The 15,483-nt window shown below is 60.9% G+C and carries 15 protein-coding genes; 7 read left to right on the forward strand and 8 right to left on the reverse strand.

Going from position 1 to position 15,483, the window contains the following annotated elements:
* Positions 1–103: 103 nt before the first annotated feature.
* Entirely contained in the window at positions 104–1,042 is a 939-nt protein-coding gene (locus tag NKH50_RS23505; RefSeq protein ID WP_352752778.1) for an ornithine cyclodeaminase family protein, read from the reverse strand.
* 129 nt (positions 1,043–1,171) lie between these two features.
* On the opposite strand from NKH50_RS23505, the gene NKH50_RS23510 reads away from it, so the two are divergent.
* The 6 genes from NKH50_RS23510 (at position 1,172) to fghA (ending at position 7,826) form a co-directional block, all read left to right on the forward strand.
* Positions 1,172–2,134: a GNAT family N-acetyltransferase gene (locus NKH50_RS23510; protein WP_352881266.1), complete on the forward strand. Its 963-nt coding sequence runs from the start codon at positions 1,172–1,174 to the stop codon at positions 2,132–2,134.
* An 11-nt stretch (positions 2,135–2,145) separates the two neighbouring features.
* Positions 2,146–3,324: an alanine racemase gene (locus tag NKH50_RS23515; protein ID WP_352881268.1), complete on the forward strand. Its 1,179-nt coding sequence runs from the start codon at positions 2,146–2,148 to the stop codon at positions 3,322–3,324.
* Positions 3,325–3,380: 56 nt separating this feature from the next.
* Complete coding sequence (locus tag NKH50_RS23520; protein ID WP_352507731.1) at positions 3,381–4,655, forward strand: NAD(P)/FAD-dependent oxidoreductase; 1,275 nt, start codon at positions 3,381–3,383, stop codon at positions 4,653–4,655.
* Positions 4,652–6,106 carry an aldehyde dehydrogenase family protein gene (locus NKH50_RS23525; protein ID WP_352881270.1) on the forward strand — a complete coding sequence of 485 codons (1,455 nt, stop codon included), beginning with the start codon at positions 4,652–4,654 and terminating at the stop codon, positions 6,104–6,106. Before NKH50_RS23520 ends, NKH50_RS23525 begins: the two co-directional genes overlap by 4 nt.
* 279 nt (positions 6,107–6,385) lie before the next feature.
* On the forward strand, positions 6,386–6,604 hold the full coding sequence (locus tag NKH50_RS23530; protein WP_352881272.1) for a hypothetical protein: 219 nt from the start codon (positions 6,386–6,388) through the stop codon (positions 6,602–6,604).
* 370 nt (positions 6,605–6,974) lie between these two features.
* The gene (gene fghA, locus NKH50_RS23535) at positions 6,975–7,826 is read left to right on the forward strand and encodes an S-formylglutathione hydrolase (protein WP_352881401.1); all 852 of its coding nucleotides are present in this window, start codon (positions 6,975–6,977) and stop codon (positions 7,824–7,826) included.
* Positions 7,827–7,848: 22 nt separating this feature from the next.
* Here the strand turns inward: fghA and pqqE are convergent, their stop codons facing one another.
* From pqqE to pqqB, 4 genes are read right to left on the reverse strand one after another with little or no spacing between them, the layout of a single operon-like run.
* Positions 7,849–8,970, reverse strand: a complete 1,122-nt coding sequence (pqqE, locus tag NKH50_RS23540) for a pyrroloquinoline quinone biosynthesis protein PqqE (protein WP_352507735.1) — start codon at positions 8,968–8,970, stop codon at positions 7,849–7,851.
* Positions 8,967–9,263 (reverse strand): pyrroloquinoline quinone biosynthesis peptide chaperone PqqD, encoded by a 297-nt coding sequence (gene pqqD, locus NKH50_RS23545; protein WP_352752774.1) that lies wholly within the window; start codon positions 9,261–9,263, stop codon positions 8,967–8,969. The genes pqqE and pqqD overlap by 4 nt, the downstream gene beginning before the upstream one ends.
* Complete coding sequence (gene pqqC / locus NKH50_RS23550; RefSeq protein ID WP_352881275.1) at positions 9,260–10,015, reverse strand: pyrroloquinoline-quinone synthase PqqC; 756 nt, start codon at positions 10,013–10,015, stop codon at positions 9,260–9,262. The genes pqqD and pqqC overlap by 4 nt, the downstream gene beginning before the upstream one ends.
* On the reverse strand, positions 10,012–10,950 hold the full coding sequence (gene pqqB / locus NKH50_RS23555; protein WP_352881277.1) for a pyrroloquinoline quinone biosynthesis protein PqqB: 939 nt from the start codon (positions 10,948–10,950) through the stop codon (positions 10,012–10,014). The genes pqqC and pqqB overlap by 4 nt, the downstream gene beginning before the upstream one ends.
* A gap of 223 nt (positions 10,951–11,173) precedes the next feature.
* Here pqqB and NKH50_RS23560 point away from each other — a divergent pair, with 223 nt between their 5' ends.
* Positions 11,174–11,425 carry a hypothetical protein gene (locus NKH50_RS23560; protein ID WP_352881279.1) on the forward strand — a complete coding sequence of 84 codons (252 nt, stop codon included), beginning with the start codon at positions 11,174–11,176 and terminating at the stop codon, positions 11,423–11,425.
* Here the strand turns inward: NKH50_RS23560 and NKH50_RS23565 are convergent.
* The 3 genes from NKH50_RS23565 to NKH50_RS23575 all read right to left on the reverse strand — a co-directional run bounded on the left by NKH50_RS23565 (position 11,415) and on the right by NKH50_RS23575 (position 14,854).
* The gene (locus tag NKH50_RS23565) at positions 11,415–12,275 is read right to left on the reverse strand and encodes a substrate-binding domain-containing protein (protein ID WP_352881281.1); all 861 of its coding nucleotides are present in this window, start codon (positions 12,273–12,275) and stop codon (positions 11,415–11,417) included. The genes NKH50_RS23560 and NKH50_RS23565 overlap by 11 nt on opposite strands.
* A gap of 1 nt (position 12,276) precedes the next feature.
* On the reverse strand, positions 12,277–12,801 hold the full coding sequence (locus NKH50_RS23570; protein ID WP_352881283.1) for a c-type cytochrome, methanol metabolism-related: 525 nt from the start codon (positions 12,799–12,801) through the stop codon (positions 12,277–12,279).
* A gap of 151 nt (positions 12,802–12,952) precedes the next feature.
* A complete protein-coding gene (locus tag NKH50_RS23575) occupies positions 12,953–14,854 on the reverse strand; it encodes a methanol/ethanol family PQQ-dependent dehydrogenase (RefSeq protein ID WP_352881285.1) in 1,902 nt (633 codons plus the stop codon).
* Positions 14,855–15,483: the final 629 nt, after the last annotated feature.

Below are 15,483 nucleotides of genomic sequence, written 5' to 3' on the forward strand. Positions count from 1 at the left end.
CCTTTGGCGCGCCCGCCGCTGATACGACTGCAGGATCGCGCGCGGCCACCTTGTTGCCGTGTCGAAAAATCTGTCGGGACTGGGGACTCGGTGCGAAAACTGATCAGCGGTGGGACGCCTTTGCGCGGATCAGCGCGTCGGCCATGTAGAGGTCCTGCAGGGAGATGCCGGAACTGTCGAAGACCGTGATCTCATTGTCGAAGTGGCGTCCGAGCGCACGCCTTTCAATAACGTCGCCGATTGGTGTTACCGCAAGCACGCCGGCGTCGATTTCGTCGCGCACGTGTTGGAACTCGCCGATCTGGACGGACTGGGAAAGCAGATCACAAAACAGACGTGCCTTGCGAAACAATTCGCTCGGCAATTCGCGTTTGCCCGGAGCATCCGACCCGATGCTGACGATATGGGTTCCGGGTCCCACCCAAGCGGCATCGAACAGCGGTTCGCGTGCGGGTGTCGCCGTCACCACGATGTCGGCCGTGCGCACGGCTTCTTCCGGCAAGGCAGCGCGCGCCTTCAGTCCCCTTTCGCCGATCTGATCGACAAAAGCGTCGCGCCGCGGCGAAGGCCGGGCCACGACCAGCACTGTTTCGATTGGGCGGATGCGTGCCAGCGCCATCACTTCGAAGCTCGCCTGGTTGCCGGCCCCGAAGATCGCCAGCACCTTGGCTTGCTTGCGCGCAAGAAGATCGGCCGCAACCGCGTCGGCGGCGGCCGTCCTGTAGGCGTTGACCTTCCCGGCCTCGACTACGGCACCGAGCCGACCTGTATGCTGATCGAGCAGCACGATGGTCGAGTTGTGGCGGGGAAGGCCACGTGCCGGGTTGCCCGACCAGAAGGAGCCAATTTTCACGCCGGTCAGCTCGCCCGACGAACCGGATTTGATTGAGAAGGTATTGGTCACCTCCTGTGTGCGCCCGAGAACAGCCGGAAAGACCCAGCTCTGCCGCGATGCTGCCGCCACGAGAGCCTCGCGCGCCGCCTCGAAAGCAAGTTCATGTGTGACGAGGGCGGCTGACTCCTCTTCGCTGATGTAGATCATCCAAAATTCCTCCTGGGCATCGCCGATCGGGCAACCACGAAGCTGCGATTCAAGGTGCCAGGTATTCCTCGCCCGATTTGCACGATTTGGCATGCCGAGGAACTGCATAAAACGAATAATACCGCTGATTTGAAGGGGCAAAACAGCAGCGAAATCTGTCCGCCGGGCGCGACCCTAAGATCCGACGTCAATCCGACTCTGGATCAACTGACAGCGTTGCACCTTATGGCCTTTGAGCATGACAGAGATATCGTCAGCGCCCCGATCGAGCTGATGGAATTGGAAACCCGCCATTTGCCGGGCGCACTGAAGCTGTCGCAGGAGATGGCCTGGCCCTACCGTCAGGAGGATTGGGAATTTGCCCTGATGGTCGGCAATGGCCTGGTCCTTGAGCGGGCAGGACAGGTGATTGGCACGGCCATGTCCTGGAATTACGGACAGTCCTATGCCTCGGTCGGGATGATCATAGTTACTGGCTCCGCGCAAGGCGGTGGCAACGGCGCCCGGCTCTTTGATGGATTGCTTGAGGCGACACTCGGTCGCAACCTGCTGCTCAACTCAACCGAAGAGGGGCTGGCGCTCTACAAGCGACGCGGCTTCACTGCCTGGGGCACGGTGCTTCAGCACCAGGGTTCGCTGGCTGTCGCCGTGACGCGGAGTACCCGCGACGACATCCGTCAAGCTACAGCCTCCGACCTCGCGGCAATCCAGGCCTTCGACGAACGGGCCACGGGCATGCCCCGGCTGGCGATGGTGGCTGCGCTCGCCGATGTGGGCAACGCATTGGTCATCGAGCGCAGGGGACGAATTGCAGGCTACGCTGTCGCCAGGAGGTTTGGCCGCGGCTATGTCGTCGGCCCTTGTGCAGCCGAGAGCGACCACGACGCGCGGCTTCTGATCCTGGCCCAGCTTTCGAAGCTTCACAATCAATTCGTTCGCATCGACGTCTATGCCGAGGATGGATTGGGCGACTGGCTTGCGAGCCTTGGCCTGCAGCGGTCCGGCACTGCGACCGCCATGGTCAAAGGACAACGACCCGTCGCCGAGGGGCCAGCCCATATGTATGCGTTGGCAAACCAGTCGTTCACTTAGGAAACGAGATTATGAACAAGGTGGCCGCAAACCTGGCAGTGAGCGAGACGGCTAGGACGATCGACGCCTTGGTCACGCCGGCGCTGCTTCTCGACCGTGGGCGGCTCGGACGCAACATTCAGCGCTTGGCTGAGCGCGCCAGGAAGCTTGGCGTGGTGCTGCGCCCGCATATGAAGACGGCCAAGAGCATCGATGTCGCCCGATACGCGTTTCACCGCGAACCCGGACCGATCACGGTCTCGACCATCGCCGAGGCGGAGTATTTCGCGGGCCATGGCTTTCGAGACATGACCTATGCGGTCGGCATCTCGCCGGCCTCGGCCAAGCGGGCCATGGAGCTTTGTCGCCGCACCGGCGCTGGTGTGAAGCTGTTGCTCGATTCGGTCGAGCAGGCCGATGCCCTAGCCAGCGTCCGCGAAGCCACCGGTATGACCCCATCTGTTTTCATCGAACTGGACTGCGATGACCATCGCGGTGGCTTGAGGCCGGACGACCCGAAGTTGCTCGACGTGGCCGGCAGTGTCGTCGCGGCCAGTGCCAAACTCGTCGGCGTTCTCGCCCATGCAGGCGAATCCTATGGCTTGAACACGCCCGATGCGCTGGTCAAGGCAGGCGAGAACGAGCGTTCAGCCACGGTGCGCGCCGCTGAAATCCTGCGCGCCCATGGCCATGCCTGCCCGATCGTCAGCGTCGGCTCGACGCCGACAGCGCATTTCGCCAGCAATCTTCAGGGGGTCACGGAGCTGCGCGCCGGGGTCTACATGTTCTTCGACCTGGTCCAGCACGGCGTTGGGGTGTGCGAACTCGACGACATCGCGATTTCCGTATTGGCCACGGTGATCGGGTCCAAGCCGGAAAAGGGATGGGTGCTGGTCGACGCTGGATGGATGGCGCTTTCGCGCGACCGGGGAACCGCAAACCAGCAGATCGACCAGGGTTACGGCGTGGTCTGCGACGAAAAGGGGCGGGTGCTTGAAGATGTGATCGTGGCCCAGGCCAGCCAGGAACACGGTATCCTCGCCATTCGTGCCGGTTCTGGAAAGTCCATGCCCGAGCTGCCGCTCGGGACTCGGGTCCGGATTCTGCCCAACCATGCGTGTGCGACGGCCGCCCAGCATGATTTCTACAGCGTCGTCAACGGGGCCAGCCCCAAGATTGAAGCACGTTGGGAGCGGATGCGCGGCTGGTAGGCGCGCGACTAGGCTCGGATGTCGCCCCACTCAAATCAACACCGGTGGTCAAGAAAATGAAGTTTACCTCTTACTGGCTGGATACGTCTCAGCCGTTCAATGAAGGGTCGTCCAAACCGCTCGAAGGCCACTACGACGTGGCCATTGTGGGCGGCGGCTTGACCGGCTCCTCCGCCGCGCTGGCCCTTGCCAAAAAGGGCGCCCGGGTTGCCCTGTTGGAGGCCGAAACGATCGGCAATGCCGCGTCCGGCCGCAATGGCGGCATGTGCAACAACGGCTTTGCCCAGAACTATGCAATCATGGCTGGCAAGCACGGCAAGCCTGCCGCAAATGCGCTCTACAAGGCTTTCGACGCCGGCGTCGATATGGTCGAGCGGTTGGTGCAGGAAGAGAAGATCGACTGCAGCTTCTCCCGCGTCGGCAAGCTCAAGCTTGCCGCCAAGCCCGAGCACTACGACATGCTGGCGCGCAGCCAGGAACTACTGGCTGCCAATGTCGATCCCGACACCAGGATGATCGCGCGCGAGGACCTGCGAACCGAAGTCAGCACCAACCGCTACCATGGCGGGCTGCTCTTTCCCAAGAGCGCGGCCATGCATGTCGGCCGGTTCGTCCGGGGCCTCGCGACCGCCGCTGCCCGGCGTGGCGCAGAGGTCCATGAACGCTCGCCCGTCACTGCGATGCGAAAGGTTTCAGGCGGGCATGAGGTAACGACGCCAAAGGGCAAGATCGTCGCGCGGCAGGTCCTATTGGCAAGCGGCATTTCCCAGGTTGGCCCGCTCGGCTGGATCCGCCGGCGCATGATCCCGGTCGGCGCATTTCTGATCGTGACCGAGCCGCTGTCGCCTTCGCAACTCGAGCGCCTCATGCCGACCCGTCGCAATGTCGTCGACACGCGCAATCTCGTTGTCTACTGGCGGCTCACGCCGGACAATCGCCTTCTGTTCGGCGGGAGGGCGCGCTTTGCCGTGTCCAACCCTCAATCCGACGAAAAAAGCGGCCGGATACTCAAGGCGGCGATGGTCGAGGTCTTTCCGGAACTGGCCGGCACCCGCATCGACTACTGCTGGGGCGGCATGGTTGATATGACCCGCGATCGCCTGCCGCGCGCCGGAGAGCGCGATGGCATCTATTACTCGATGGGCTATAGCGGACACGGGACCCAGATGTCGACGTTGATGGGCACCATCATGGCCGACGTCATGGACGGGCGCCCCGAGCTCAATCCCTGGAAGGATTTCGACTGGCCAGCGATCCCCGGTTATTTCGGGCGCCCTTGGTTCCTGCCGATTGTCGGCGCCTATTACCGCATGAAGGACCTTGTAGGGTGATGACGCCTCTCGAACACCTGGCCCGCAACGGCCACCTGGACAAGTTCTTCATCGACGGTCAATGGGTTGAGCCGAGCGGCACCGCGACGGGCGTCGTCGTCAATCCCGCCACAGAAGAGGTTGTGAGCCAGTTTCCGCTTGGAAATGGCAAGGACGTTGACGCGGCCGTTGCAGCGGCCCGCCGGGCATTCGCCACCTGGAGTCGGACCACGCCAGAAGACCGCGCGCGTCTGCTCGATCGCCTGCAAGCGCTGCTCGAGGCGCGCGGCGAACTGCTGGCTCAATGCCTGAGCCTCGAAATGGGCGCGGCGATCGGCTATGCGCGCAGCGCCCAGGTGCCGCTGGCGATCACGCATGTTAAGGTCGCTCGCGATGTGCTGACAGACTTTCGCTTCGTCAAGCAACGGGGGCAAACCGCCGTCACCCACGAACCGATCGGTGTCTGCGCCCTGATCACTCCGTGGAACTGGCCACTTTACCAGATCACCGCCAAGGTTTCGCCGGCGCTCGCTGCAGGCTGCACGATCGTGCTGAAGCCGAGTGAGCTTTCTCCCTTGGACGCCCTGCTATTCGCCGAGGCAATCGAGGAAGCCGGCTTCCCTGCCGGGGTTTTCAACCTCGTGCAAGGTGATGGTCCAGGCGTGGGTATGGGTCTCGCCTCCCATCCGGATGTCGACATGATCTCCATTACCGGGTCCACCCGCGCGGGCATTGCGGTGGCCCAGGCGGCAGCGACGACTGTCAAGCGCGTCGCGCAGGAGCTGGGCGGCAAGTCGCCCAACGTGATCCTGCCGGACGCAGATCTCGATCGCGCCGTTTCTCTGGGCGTATCCGCCGCCTTCCGCAATCTCGGCCAGTCATGCAGCGCCCCGACGCGCATGATCGTGCCACGCCCGCGGCTCTCCGAGATCGAGGCAATCGCCAAAAGGGCCGCAGCCCAGATTGTCATTGGCGATCCTCTTTGCGAAGCCACTACTCATGGTGCAATCGCAAACCGTGCCCAATTCGACCGCATCCAAACCATGATCGGCGTCGGCATTTCTGAGGGCGCCAGGCTCCTCACCGGTGGACCGGGCCGTGCGCACGATCTGAACGTCGGGTTCTATGTGAGGCCGACCATCTTTTCCGACGTGCGCACGACCATGCGCATTGCCCAGGACGAGGTCTTCGGGCCAGTTCTCTGCATCATCCCTTACGACACAATCGAGGAAGCCGTCACCATCGCCAACGACACGGTCTACGGTCTGGGGGCTCATGTGCAGGGCCAGGATGTGGACGCCGTCAGGGACGTGGCCTCGCGGATCCGCTCCGGCCAGGTACATCTCAATTACCCGGCCTGGGATCCGCACGCCCCGTTTGGCGGTTTCAAGCGGTCCGGAAACGGACGTGAATATGGGATCGAGGGCATGTTGGAGTATCTCGAGGTAAAATCCATCCTCGGCTATTTCTAGGCGACATCTTCGCCCAACGCAGGGGCGCCCGTGGGCCGAGCCGAGCTCCTGGACCGGCTCGCGTACGTACCTGGCAATTTGACATGGCTCTGCAGCGCTAGCCATCTGAGAAACCGGTCGAGGCCGCTAGCCAGGCTTGGTCGATCCCAAATGCCGTCGAAATTAGAGATGTCTGGCCGTAGCGGTTCAGCCGATCGAGTGTGTACGTTTTCGTACATCGAATTGGAACACAACCATGGATAGAGTACCATCACTATGGGCAGCTATGGGGAGGGTTGGATGAGTAAGGTGCAGAGGGTCAGTCCGGTAGTAGAGCAGGCAATCGCCGCAGTCCTCAATAGGGAGGATCGTGGTGACACCATCTCGATCACAGCGACATTAAACGCAGTACGGCAAGCCGCCCCTTATCTGGTCGCATCCGACGAAGAGCTGAGCGAGGCGATCGTCGAGGCAGCAACTGCCCTGGGCCTGTCCGTGGCTTTCGACGGTCGGAAATAGCCGTCGGCTCACAGGGTGGCTAAAAGTCGGAAAGTTGGTGTCGTGCTTAGGAGCCCTCCTATGAGGAGGTAACTATCACCCGCAACACTTTCTTGCTCGGTCCCTGGTCACGCATGCTGCGAACCCACGCGATGACCCGTGCGTGCTCGTCCGCCATAGCCGCGTCGAACCTGCTGTCGCCGCTGAAAGCCACGGTGCATTTGCGCAGAGCTCGTCGTCGCGGAAGCATTGCTGAGCTACTGGGCAGTGTTGGCCATCCCGGCTCCGATCAAGAGCCCTGCGCGCCAGCCAGCCCACCAAGGTTGCCGCGATCGCCCACGATGTCGTAGAGGCTATGGTCGGCAGTCAAAAAATTGGCGGAGAAGAATATATGCCAGAGCACCTGAAACTCGTCTCGACTGCCAAGTCGCATGGCGGCACCCAGCACGTTTACTCTCATCTCTCGACGAGCTGCTCATGCGAAATGATGTTTGCCATTTTCGTGCCTCCGCAAGCACGGGAAAGGCGTTGCCCCGTGGTGTGGTACCTCTCCGGACTCACCTGCACCCATGCGAATGTAATGGAAAAAGGCGAATACAGACGTATTGCCGCCGAACTTGGCTTCATCGTCGTGTGTCCCGACACCAGCCCGCGTGGTGCCGACATTCCAGATGAAAAGGACAATTGGCAGTTCGGCACCGGCGCCGGTTTCTACCTCGACGCCACGCAAGAGCCGTATGCCAAGAACTATCGCATGTATTCCTATATCGTCGAGGAACTGCCAGCCGTGATCGGGCGCGAATTTCCCGCCGATATGGCGCGCCAGTCGATCTTCGGCCATTCGATGGGCGGGCATGGCGCGCTGACGATCGCACTGAAAAATCCCGCGCGTTTCAGAAGTTGCTCGGCCTTCGCGCCGATCGTGCAACCAAGCACAGCCGGCTGGTCGAAGCCGGCTTTCCAAAAATATCTCGGCTTGGATGAGGCCTCGTGGCGGCGCTACGATGCCACTTCGCTCATCGAGGATGGATACCGTTTCCCGGAATTCCTGGTCGATCAGGGGACGTCAGACGGTTTCCTCAAGGAGGGCCTCAGGCCTTGGCTGCTCGAAGACGCGTGCTCCAAAGCAGGCATTCCGTTGAAATTGCGGATGCAGGATGACTACGATCACTCCTATTTTTTCATTTCGACATTCATGCAGGACCATATGACGTGGCATGCCGAACGGCTTTCACGAGGCTAAGTCCGTAGGAATAGGTCGGCAGTCAGGCCGGCTCGGTGACGACGCCGATACGCCGGTAGACGAACAGTTCGTCCTTCGAAGGAACCGTCGCAGCGCGCTGGGCTTCGTCGATCAGCATTGCCATGCGCGCATGGATCGGCGATTTCGCGCAAGCCGGGTCCGTCACGGCGGCGTCGCCGGCGATTGCCATCGCCTGGCAGCGGCAGCCGCCCCAGTCGATCTCGCGCCGCTCACAGTTGCGGCAGGGCTCCTGCATCCAGTCCGTGCCTCGAAAGGCATTAAATGCCGGGGAATCGGTCCAGATCGCGGCCAGGCTGCGAGGTCCAAAACGCTCGAAGCTGAGCGACGGGATGGTCTGGGCGGCATGGCATGGCAGTACGGTGCCGTCTGGCGTCACCATGAAGGCGTCGCGCGCCCAGCCGCCCATGCATGGCTTGGGATAGATGGCGAAATAATCCGGCGTGACGAAATCGATGTTCATGATGCCGGTGAGCCGTTCGCGCGCCTCCGCGACGATCTCCGCCTGCCGATCGACGGCAGCACGCTCGGGCATCAGTTGATCGCGATTGGTCAGCGCCCAGCCGGCGTACTGCACGTTGGCTATCTCGAGACGCTCCGCATCCAGCGAAAGGGCCAGATCGATGAATTCCGGTACCTCCTCGATATTGTGGCGATGGATCGGCGCGTTGATGGTAAGCGGCAAGCCGGCCGCGCGGGCGCGGCGTGCCGTTTCCAGCTTCTTTTCGTGGCTGCCCCTGTGATTGCCGATGCGCTCGGTGGTCGCCGGCCGTGCGCCTTGAAAGCTCAGTTGCAGATGGTCGAGCCCGGCTTCGGCAAATGCCTCGATACGGCCATCCGCAATGCCGACGCCGGCGGTGATCAGGTTGGTGTAGACGCCACGCGCCGAAAGCCCGGCGATCAATTGCTCAAGATCGCGACGCAGCGTCGGTTCACCGCCAGACAGATGCACCTGGAGAACGCCAAGATCGGCCGCCTGCGAGAACAAGTCGAGCCAGCTCTGCGTGTCGAGTTCGCGATTGGCCTTCAGCAATTCGAGCGGGTTGGAGCAATAGGGGCATTGCAGCGGGCAGCGATGCGTCAGTTCCGCCAGCATGCCGATCGGGGGGAGAGGGGGCTCGCTCATAGCTTCACCAGCAGCTTGTCCGACCATTCCTGCAGGAAGGCAATGACATCGGCCGCCACAGCCTCCTGTTTGGCATCATAATCTGCGGCAAGGCCGGCAATGATGTGGCCGACCGTGGACCGCCCATCGCAGCGGCGCAATATGTCGAGGCTGATGTCGTTTGGCCAGAACACCTTTTCAGGCGAAAGCACGGCGAACGCCTGACGCACGGGGTCATACTGTATGCGCACGTGCTTCGGCAGCGATGGAACCGACTGCGGCGACACCATGGCTCTTTCGCGCAGTGCCATCATGGGGCCTCCGCACGGAAGGCGCCGGGCGGGATATTGCCCGGCTCGCCATAGGCGTGTTGAAGCGCGTCGAGCATGGCCCAGAGTATATCGCATTTGAACACGAGTGCATCGATCGCCCGCTGCTGGCGTTCCGCCGTGTCGGCATGTTCGAGCACATAGGCAAGAGCGAAGTCGGCGTCGCGTGAGGCCTGTTCGGGCCGTCGGCTGAAATAGGCCAGCGTGTCCTCGGTGATATAATCGTACCTGGCCAGCATCGCGGGTACCCGCTCGCCGATGATGAGCGGCGAGAACATCTCGGTCAGCGACGACGCGACCGCCTCCAGCAGGGTCCGGTTCGTGCAAAAAGAGAGGTAAGCGCCAACCGCAAAACGTGTCGCCGGCAGGGCCAGCCTCTCGCTCTTCACCGCTTCGGCATCCAGACCGAGCGAGGTCGCCAGGTGCAACCAGCGCGCAATACCGCCGCTCCAGCCGTCCTCGCCGTCATGATCCTCGATGCGTTTGCGCCAGGCGGCGCGAAACGCCGGATCCTCGGCATGCGCGAGGATCATGGCATCCTTGCGCGGAATGACAGCCTGATAGCAATAGCGGTTCAGCGCCCAGGCCTGCATCTCGGTCCTCGACAACGCACCGCTGGTCATCCTGTGATGGAAAGGATGGCGGTTGTGATAGCGCTCGGCACCGACCTGCCGCAGCACGGCTTCGAGCTCTCTGGAGGACAGCCCGTTGCTGGCTGCGTCATGGAAATCACTCAAAGTTCCATCTCCATCCCGTCGCGGGCCACTTCCCAGCCAGCCGCTGCGACTGCTGCATGCTCGGGAGAATTCTCGTCCAGAACAGGATTGGTGTTGTTGATGTGGACGAAGACACGACGGCCGATCCTCACATCGGCCAAGCCGGCGATCGACCCTGCGTCTCCCGATATTGCCAGATGCCCCATGCGCGCACCGGTCTTTTCGCCGACGCCGGCAGCAATCAACTCGTCGTCGGTGAAGACCGTGCCGTCGAACAGAAGGCATGCGGCATCGGCTAGACGCGTGCGCAGGGTCGCATCAATGCGGGCGCAGCCGGGGATGTAGAAGACGGAGCCGCGACTGCCGGCACCGGCGATACGGACGCCGATCGTGTCGCCGGCGTCAGAGCTGAAATTCGCATCCGGCTGACCTCTTTCTTCGAGATAGAGCGCTATCTTCCCGGGCACGGGAAAGCTCTCGACAGCCACGCCGGTGTCGTGGCCGTCTGCATCGCAGATCGCCAGTTCTTGCGCCGGTGGCAAGATGCGTCGCGGCACGAGCGCCGGATCGAGGACATTGAAAATCGAATTCGCCTCCAGCGTCGCCAGAACCTGTGTCGTTGCATAGATAGCGAAAGGCTGCCGCTCACGCAGGCTGAGCAGGCCGGCGATATGATCGACATCGGCATTGGTCAGTACCACCGCGCGAATGGGCGTCGAGCGCAGCAGCGCATCGTGCGCGGGCTGCAATTCAGGTGTTGCCGCGATCTGCTGGCGAATATCGGGTGACGCGTTGAACAGAACCCAGCCGAGCCCATCCGCCGACGCGGCGACACTTGATTGGGTTCGTGAATGCACGCCAGCCATCCCGGTGCGAGCCGCACGGCTCAGACGATAATTGCAGTTCCACTGCGGAAAGCCACCGCCGGCCGCCGATCCGATGATTCTCAAGCGCATGAAAACGCCCGCCCCGCGGCTTCTCTGACCACCAGCAGCCAATTTGCAGCCGCAAAAAACGTCCCGCTCGCTTTGCGTGCCTCAAGATCTTTCACGAAAAACCCATGCGGCAAGGGGATGCGTGCCCCTGTTGCCAGGGACACGCACCTCTGCGGCCTACTTCTTGGGAGTAATCTCAGCAGGCAGATACCGCGAAATTTCAAAACCCGCAGCAACCTGACACATGGTCGGTTTTGTCCAGCTCTTCTTCATAACATTTCTCCTCTTCTACCAGCCCGAAGGGGCCGATCCGGTGGTTAGCCAACCATTGCAGGGCACCGAAGCAATGGCTCGTCCATCACGTCTCAAATGGACAAATGAAACACAAGGTTTTGAAAGGCCGAAAAACAAAACTATCGAAAGTAGCCAAGTCTTTCTCTTCAATTTTTCATCGCGCAGGTTTGTCCTCCTCCTCACACATCCGACTATTGCGTAATCGGATTATCGTGCTCGTCGATCAGCGGCACATTATAACCCAGCAGGAGCTTGGTGATCTCCGCCTGGTTCTCCCTGATCACCCGGTTGAGCGTCCGCTTCCATTCCTGGTCGGACGGACGTACGCCCATGGTGATGCGGTAGGACATGCGCGAGCCTTTCTTTTCCTTCAGTAGCGGAACAATGATGATATCGGCTCCGAGTTCCCTGGCATAGTAACCTGCCATCGGCCCCCACAGGACCGCCGCGTCAATCTTGCCGGCGAGCAGGTCCTTGATCATGACCTCCCCCATCGAAGGAGTGACGCGCGTATCCACCGCGAGTGGATAGATCTTGGCGGTCCGCAGAAGCTTGTTGGCGGCCATGTTGGCGGTTGGCGGCGTGCTTTCGACGACGCCGATTCTCTTGCCGGAAAGTTTCGGGTCTTCGATCGTCTCGATGCCTTCCATGCCGTTGCCTTTGGGGTATACGAGCACATAGGCGGAGCGATAGTAGGCGTTGGTGTTCTGCACCAGTTCGTCGCCTTGGGCGTAGCCCATGATGATGTCGCATCGGTTGGCCCCCAGCGTGTTGCGCACAAAGCCGACGACAGTGGGAAACCATGTGTAGGCGACTGATTTCCGCCCCGTCTTCTTGGCAACCAGTTCAGCCAGCTTGTTTTCGAAGCCTTGGCCGTTCTTGTCAGTAAAAGGCATGTTCGAAGGATCGGCGCAGACGCGCAGAATGTTGGGATCCACCAGTTCGCCCGCAGCGCCAAGCCCGGCATTTTGCGCCAGAACGTTCGACGCCAGCAAGGCGAGCGCGCCGAGGATCGGCAACACGACGCGCAGCTTCGATGCAGTACTGGTCATATCATCCACCCATGCAGGACGCTTCGGCATCCTTGGCTGCCTGAGCCTTGTTTTCGTGCTTGGGCGGCCTGCCGCGGGGTGCCGCGCCATCAGCGCGCGCGCGCAGATAGACGTAGAGATCGTCCAGGTAACAATAGACGTTCTTGTTGTCGCCAAAGGCAGGCATGACGTTTTCCTTGCCGCCGCCGACATTCTTGCGGCCCTCGGCGACGATCGAGAGGAACGTGGCGTAGTCCATGGTTTTCAGACTATTGACCAGGGCAGGCGCATAGCTCGAACCTGTTGCGTCCTGCCCGTGACAGACATGGCAATCGGAGTGATACCGGCGGTACCCGCTGAAGGTGTACCAATCGACGGTTCCGTTTTCGATCTTGTAGGTCGGATTTCCGTCCGCATCTAGATATTTGCCTCCTTCTTGCTTCACCGCCTTGGCTTCTTCCATGCTGTCTTCGGCCCGTGCCAGAGTTGAGCTGGCCACAGGCAGCAGGACTAGGGCGAGAGCGGAAACTGCAATGCGAACGATCATTCAGACTCTTCCTTCATCTGCCAGGGACACTGGCTGCCGTCGTGCAGCGGCATTGATCGGTGTTGGGTGGGCGCAATCGAGAGCCCGGTTCCCGGCTTAGGGTGACCCGGGCTCTCGTTTTCGAACCTAGTCGTAAGGCTCTTCCCGGTTATCAGTCCGGGAGGCCGAAGACGGTGAGCTGGCCGCCCAGCGTCGTATAGTCGGCAAGTGCCGCGTAGCCGCCGACGGCACCCAGGCCGGCGGTTCCAACCACTGCGGCCTGGTCGCCCTGCTCACGGCCCTGATCAACGGCGCCATGCCAGGCAGCGGCGTTATCGGGCGAAAGCAGCCCACCTGCCAGACCGATACCGGCCCATCCACCGACGCCGGACAGAACGGCGATGTACTGCTTGCCGTCATGCTCGTAGGTCGTGATGTTGCCGATGATGCCGGACGGGGTCTTGAACTTGTAGAGTTCCTTGCCGTCCTTATCGACCGCCTTGATGTAGCCTTCGAGGGTACCATAGAAGACGACGTCGCCATCTGTTGCCAATGCGCCCGACCACACCGAGAACTGCTCGGGCTTCGACCAGACGATCTCACCCTTGGCTGCATCCCAGGCAATGAAGTTGCCCATGTTGCCGTCACCGCCGGGCGCCGCATACATCGACACGGTGGCGCCCACATAGGGCTGACCTGCGGTGTAGCTCACTTTGTAAGGCTCATAGTCCATGCAGACATGGTTGGTCGGCACGTAGAACAACCCGGTCTTCGGCGAGTAGGCGGCCGGCTGCTGGTCCTTGGTTCCAAGCGCGGCCGGGCAGATACCGGTCGAGTTGGTGTCTTCGCCGTTCTGCTGGGTCGAATACTTGGCGACGACCTGCGGGCGGCCGTACTGGTCGCTCTTGGGATCCATGTTGACTTCCGTCGCCCAGTTCACTGCCGGATCGTATTTTTTGGCGACGAGAAGTTCGCCGGTGGCGCGATCCATCGTGTAGGCAAAGCCGTTGCGGTCGAAATGCACCAGCACGTCGTGCTTGGCGCCGTTGACCTCCATGCCATCGACGAGAATCATCTCGTTGATGCCGTCATAGTCCCACTCGTCATGCGGGGTCATCTGGTAGAGCCATTTGGCAACACCGGTATCGGCGTCGCGAGCCATGATTGTCATGGACCAGCGATTGTCGCCTGGGCGCTGGACCGGGTTCCACGTCGAGGGATTGCCGGTGCCGTAATAGACCAGGTTCAGCTTGGGATCATAGGAATACCATCCCCATGTCGTGCCGCCGCCCGTCTTCCACTGTTCGCCTTCCCAGGTGTTGGTGCCGGAATCCTTTCCGACGGGCTTGCCGAGATGGGTCGTCTTCTCGGGGTCGAGAAGGGTGTCTGCATCAGGACCTTCCGAATAGGCTTTCCAGGCAAGCTTGCCGTCTTTCAGATTGTAGGCGGCCAGCCAGCCGCGAACACCGAACTCAGCACCGGAGACGCCCACGAGCACCTTGTCCTTGATGACTACGGGTGCCGACGTGCCGGATTCGCCCTTTCCGCCGTCGGTCTGGTCGCCGTTCTTGACAGACCATACGACCTTGCCGGTCTTGGCGTCGAGCGCGACGACGGTGGTGTCGGCTTGGTTGAGAATGATCTTGCCGTCGCCATAGGCGACACCGCGATTGACCGTGTCGCAGCACATGATCGGAATGACGTTCGAGTCCTGCTTGGGCTCGTATTTCCACAGGATCTTGCCGTCGTTCTTGAGGTCGAGAGCATAGACGTTGTTTGGGAACGGCGTGTGGACATACATCACATCGCCGATGACCAGCGGCCCGCCTTCGTGACCGCGCAGCACGCCGGTGGAAAAGCTCCATTTGACCTGCAGGTTCTTTACATTGTCGGCAGTGATCTGGTTGAGTTTGGAATAGCGGGTGTTGGCGTAGTCACCCGTCTGCATCGCCCAGTTCTTCGCATCCGATGCGAGCTTTGCAAGGTCCTCATTGGCCGAAGCCGTATAGGCAGCGCCTAGCGACAAAAAAGCCGCGGTCGTCAGTATGTAGGTAGTTTTCGCAAGTACACGCATCCGAAATCCTCCCGAGGTTCACAGTGACGAATCAATCGTCAAGCCCACAAGGGGCCTGCCCAAGCGATTCATGTGGGGAAGTAATTTCCGGCAGCTGTCACGACCTACCCCGACAAGCAGAGGGCACGTTATTGCCCGCCCCACTTGGCCTTCGAAAGACTGCCACCGCTCCCTGACAATGGCGCTCTTGAAGCCGGAAACAGGGAAAAAGCTATGTCATCGCAAAAGGCCAAGCAAGCAAAAACCCTGAGGTGATGTTGCGGTGCAATATCTATTATGGTGCGCAGCAATATAAAGATACAAACAAGAGAAGTATCCTGTGTGGCACTATTGCGACAATGACTGCCGACGGCGAGATATATAATCTCCATATTGTTGTTGTATTATTGATGCAATTCGGGTTGGAATTTATTTCCGTGTAATTTACAAGGTCGCTTCGAGGTAAGTATGCGTGCGCCTGGTTGGTTGCCGATAGTGGGCGAGGCATGAAATGACCGCTGGAAGTGGGGTGCGCAGCGGGCCGTGAATCCACCTTTTGCCGGTCGACAGGGCATTCCTCCTTTGGTCCTATAAGCAGGCCATGAGAGCTTGACTGGCTTTGCGGTACGTCGCCAATTGGGGCGATGATC

Origin of the sequence: Mesorhizobium sp. M1027, assembly GCF_040318745.1 — a bacterium.
In the GTDB taxonomy this organism is placed as follows: domain Bacteria; phylum Pseudomonadota; class Alphaproteobacteria; order Rhizobiales; family Rhizobiaceae; genus Mesorhizobium.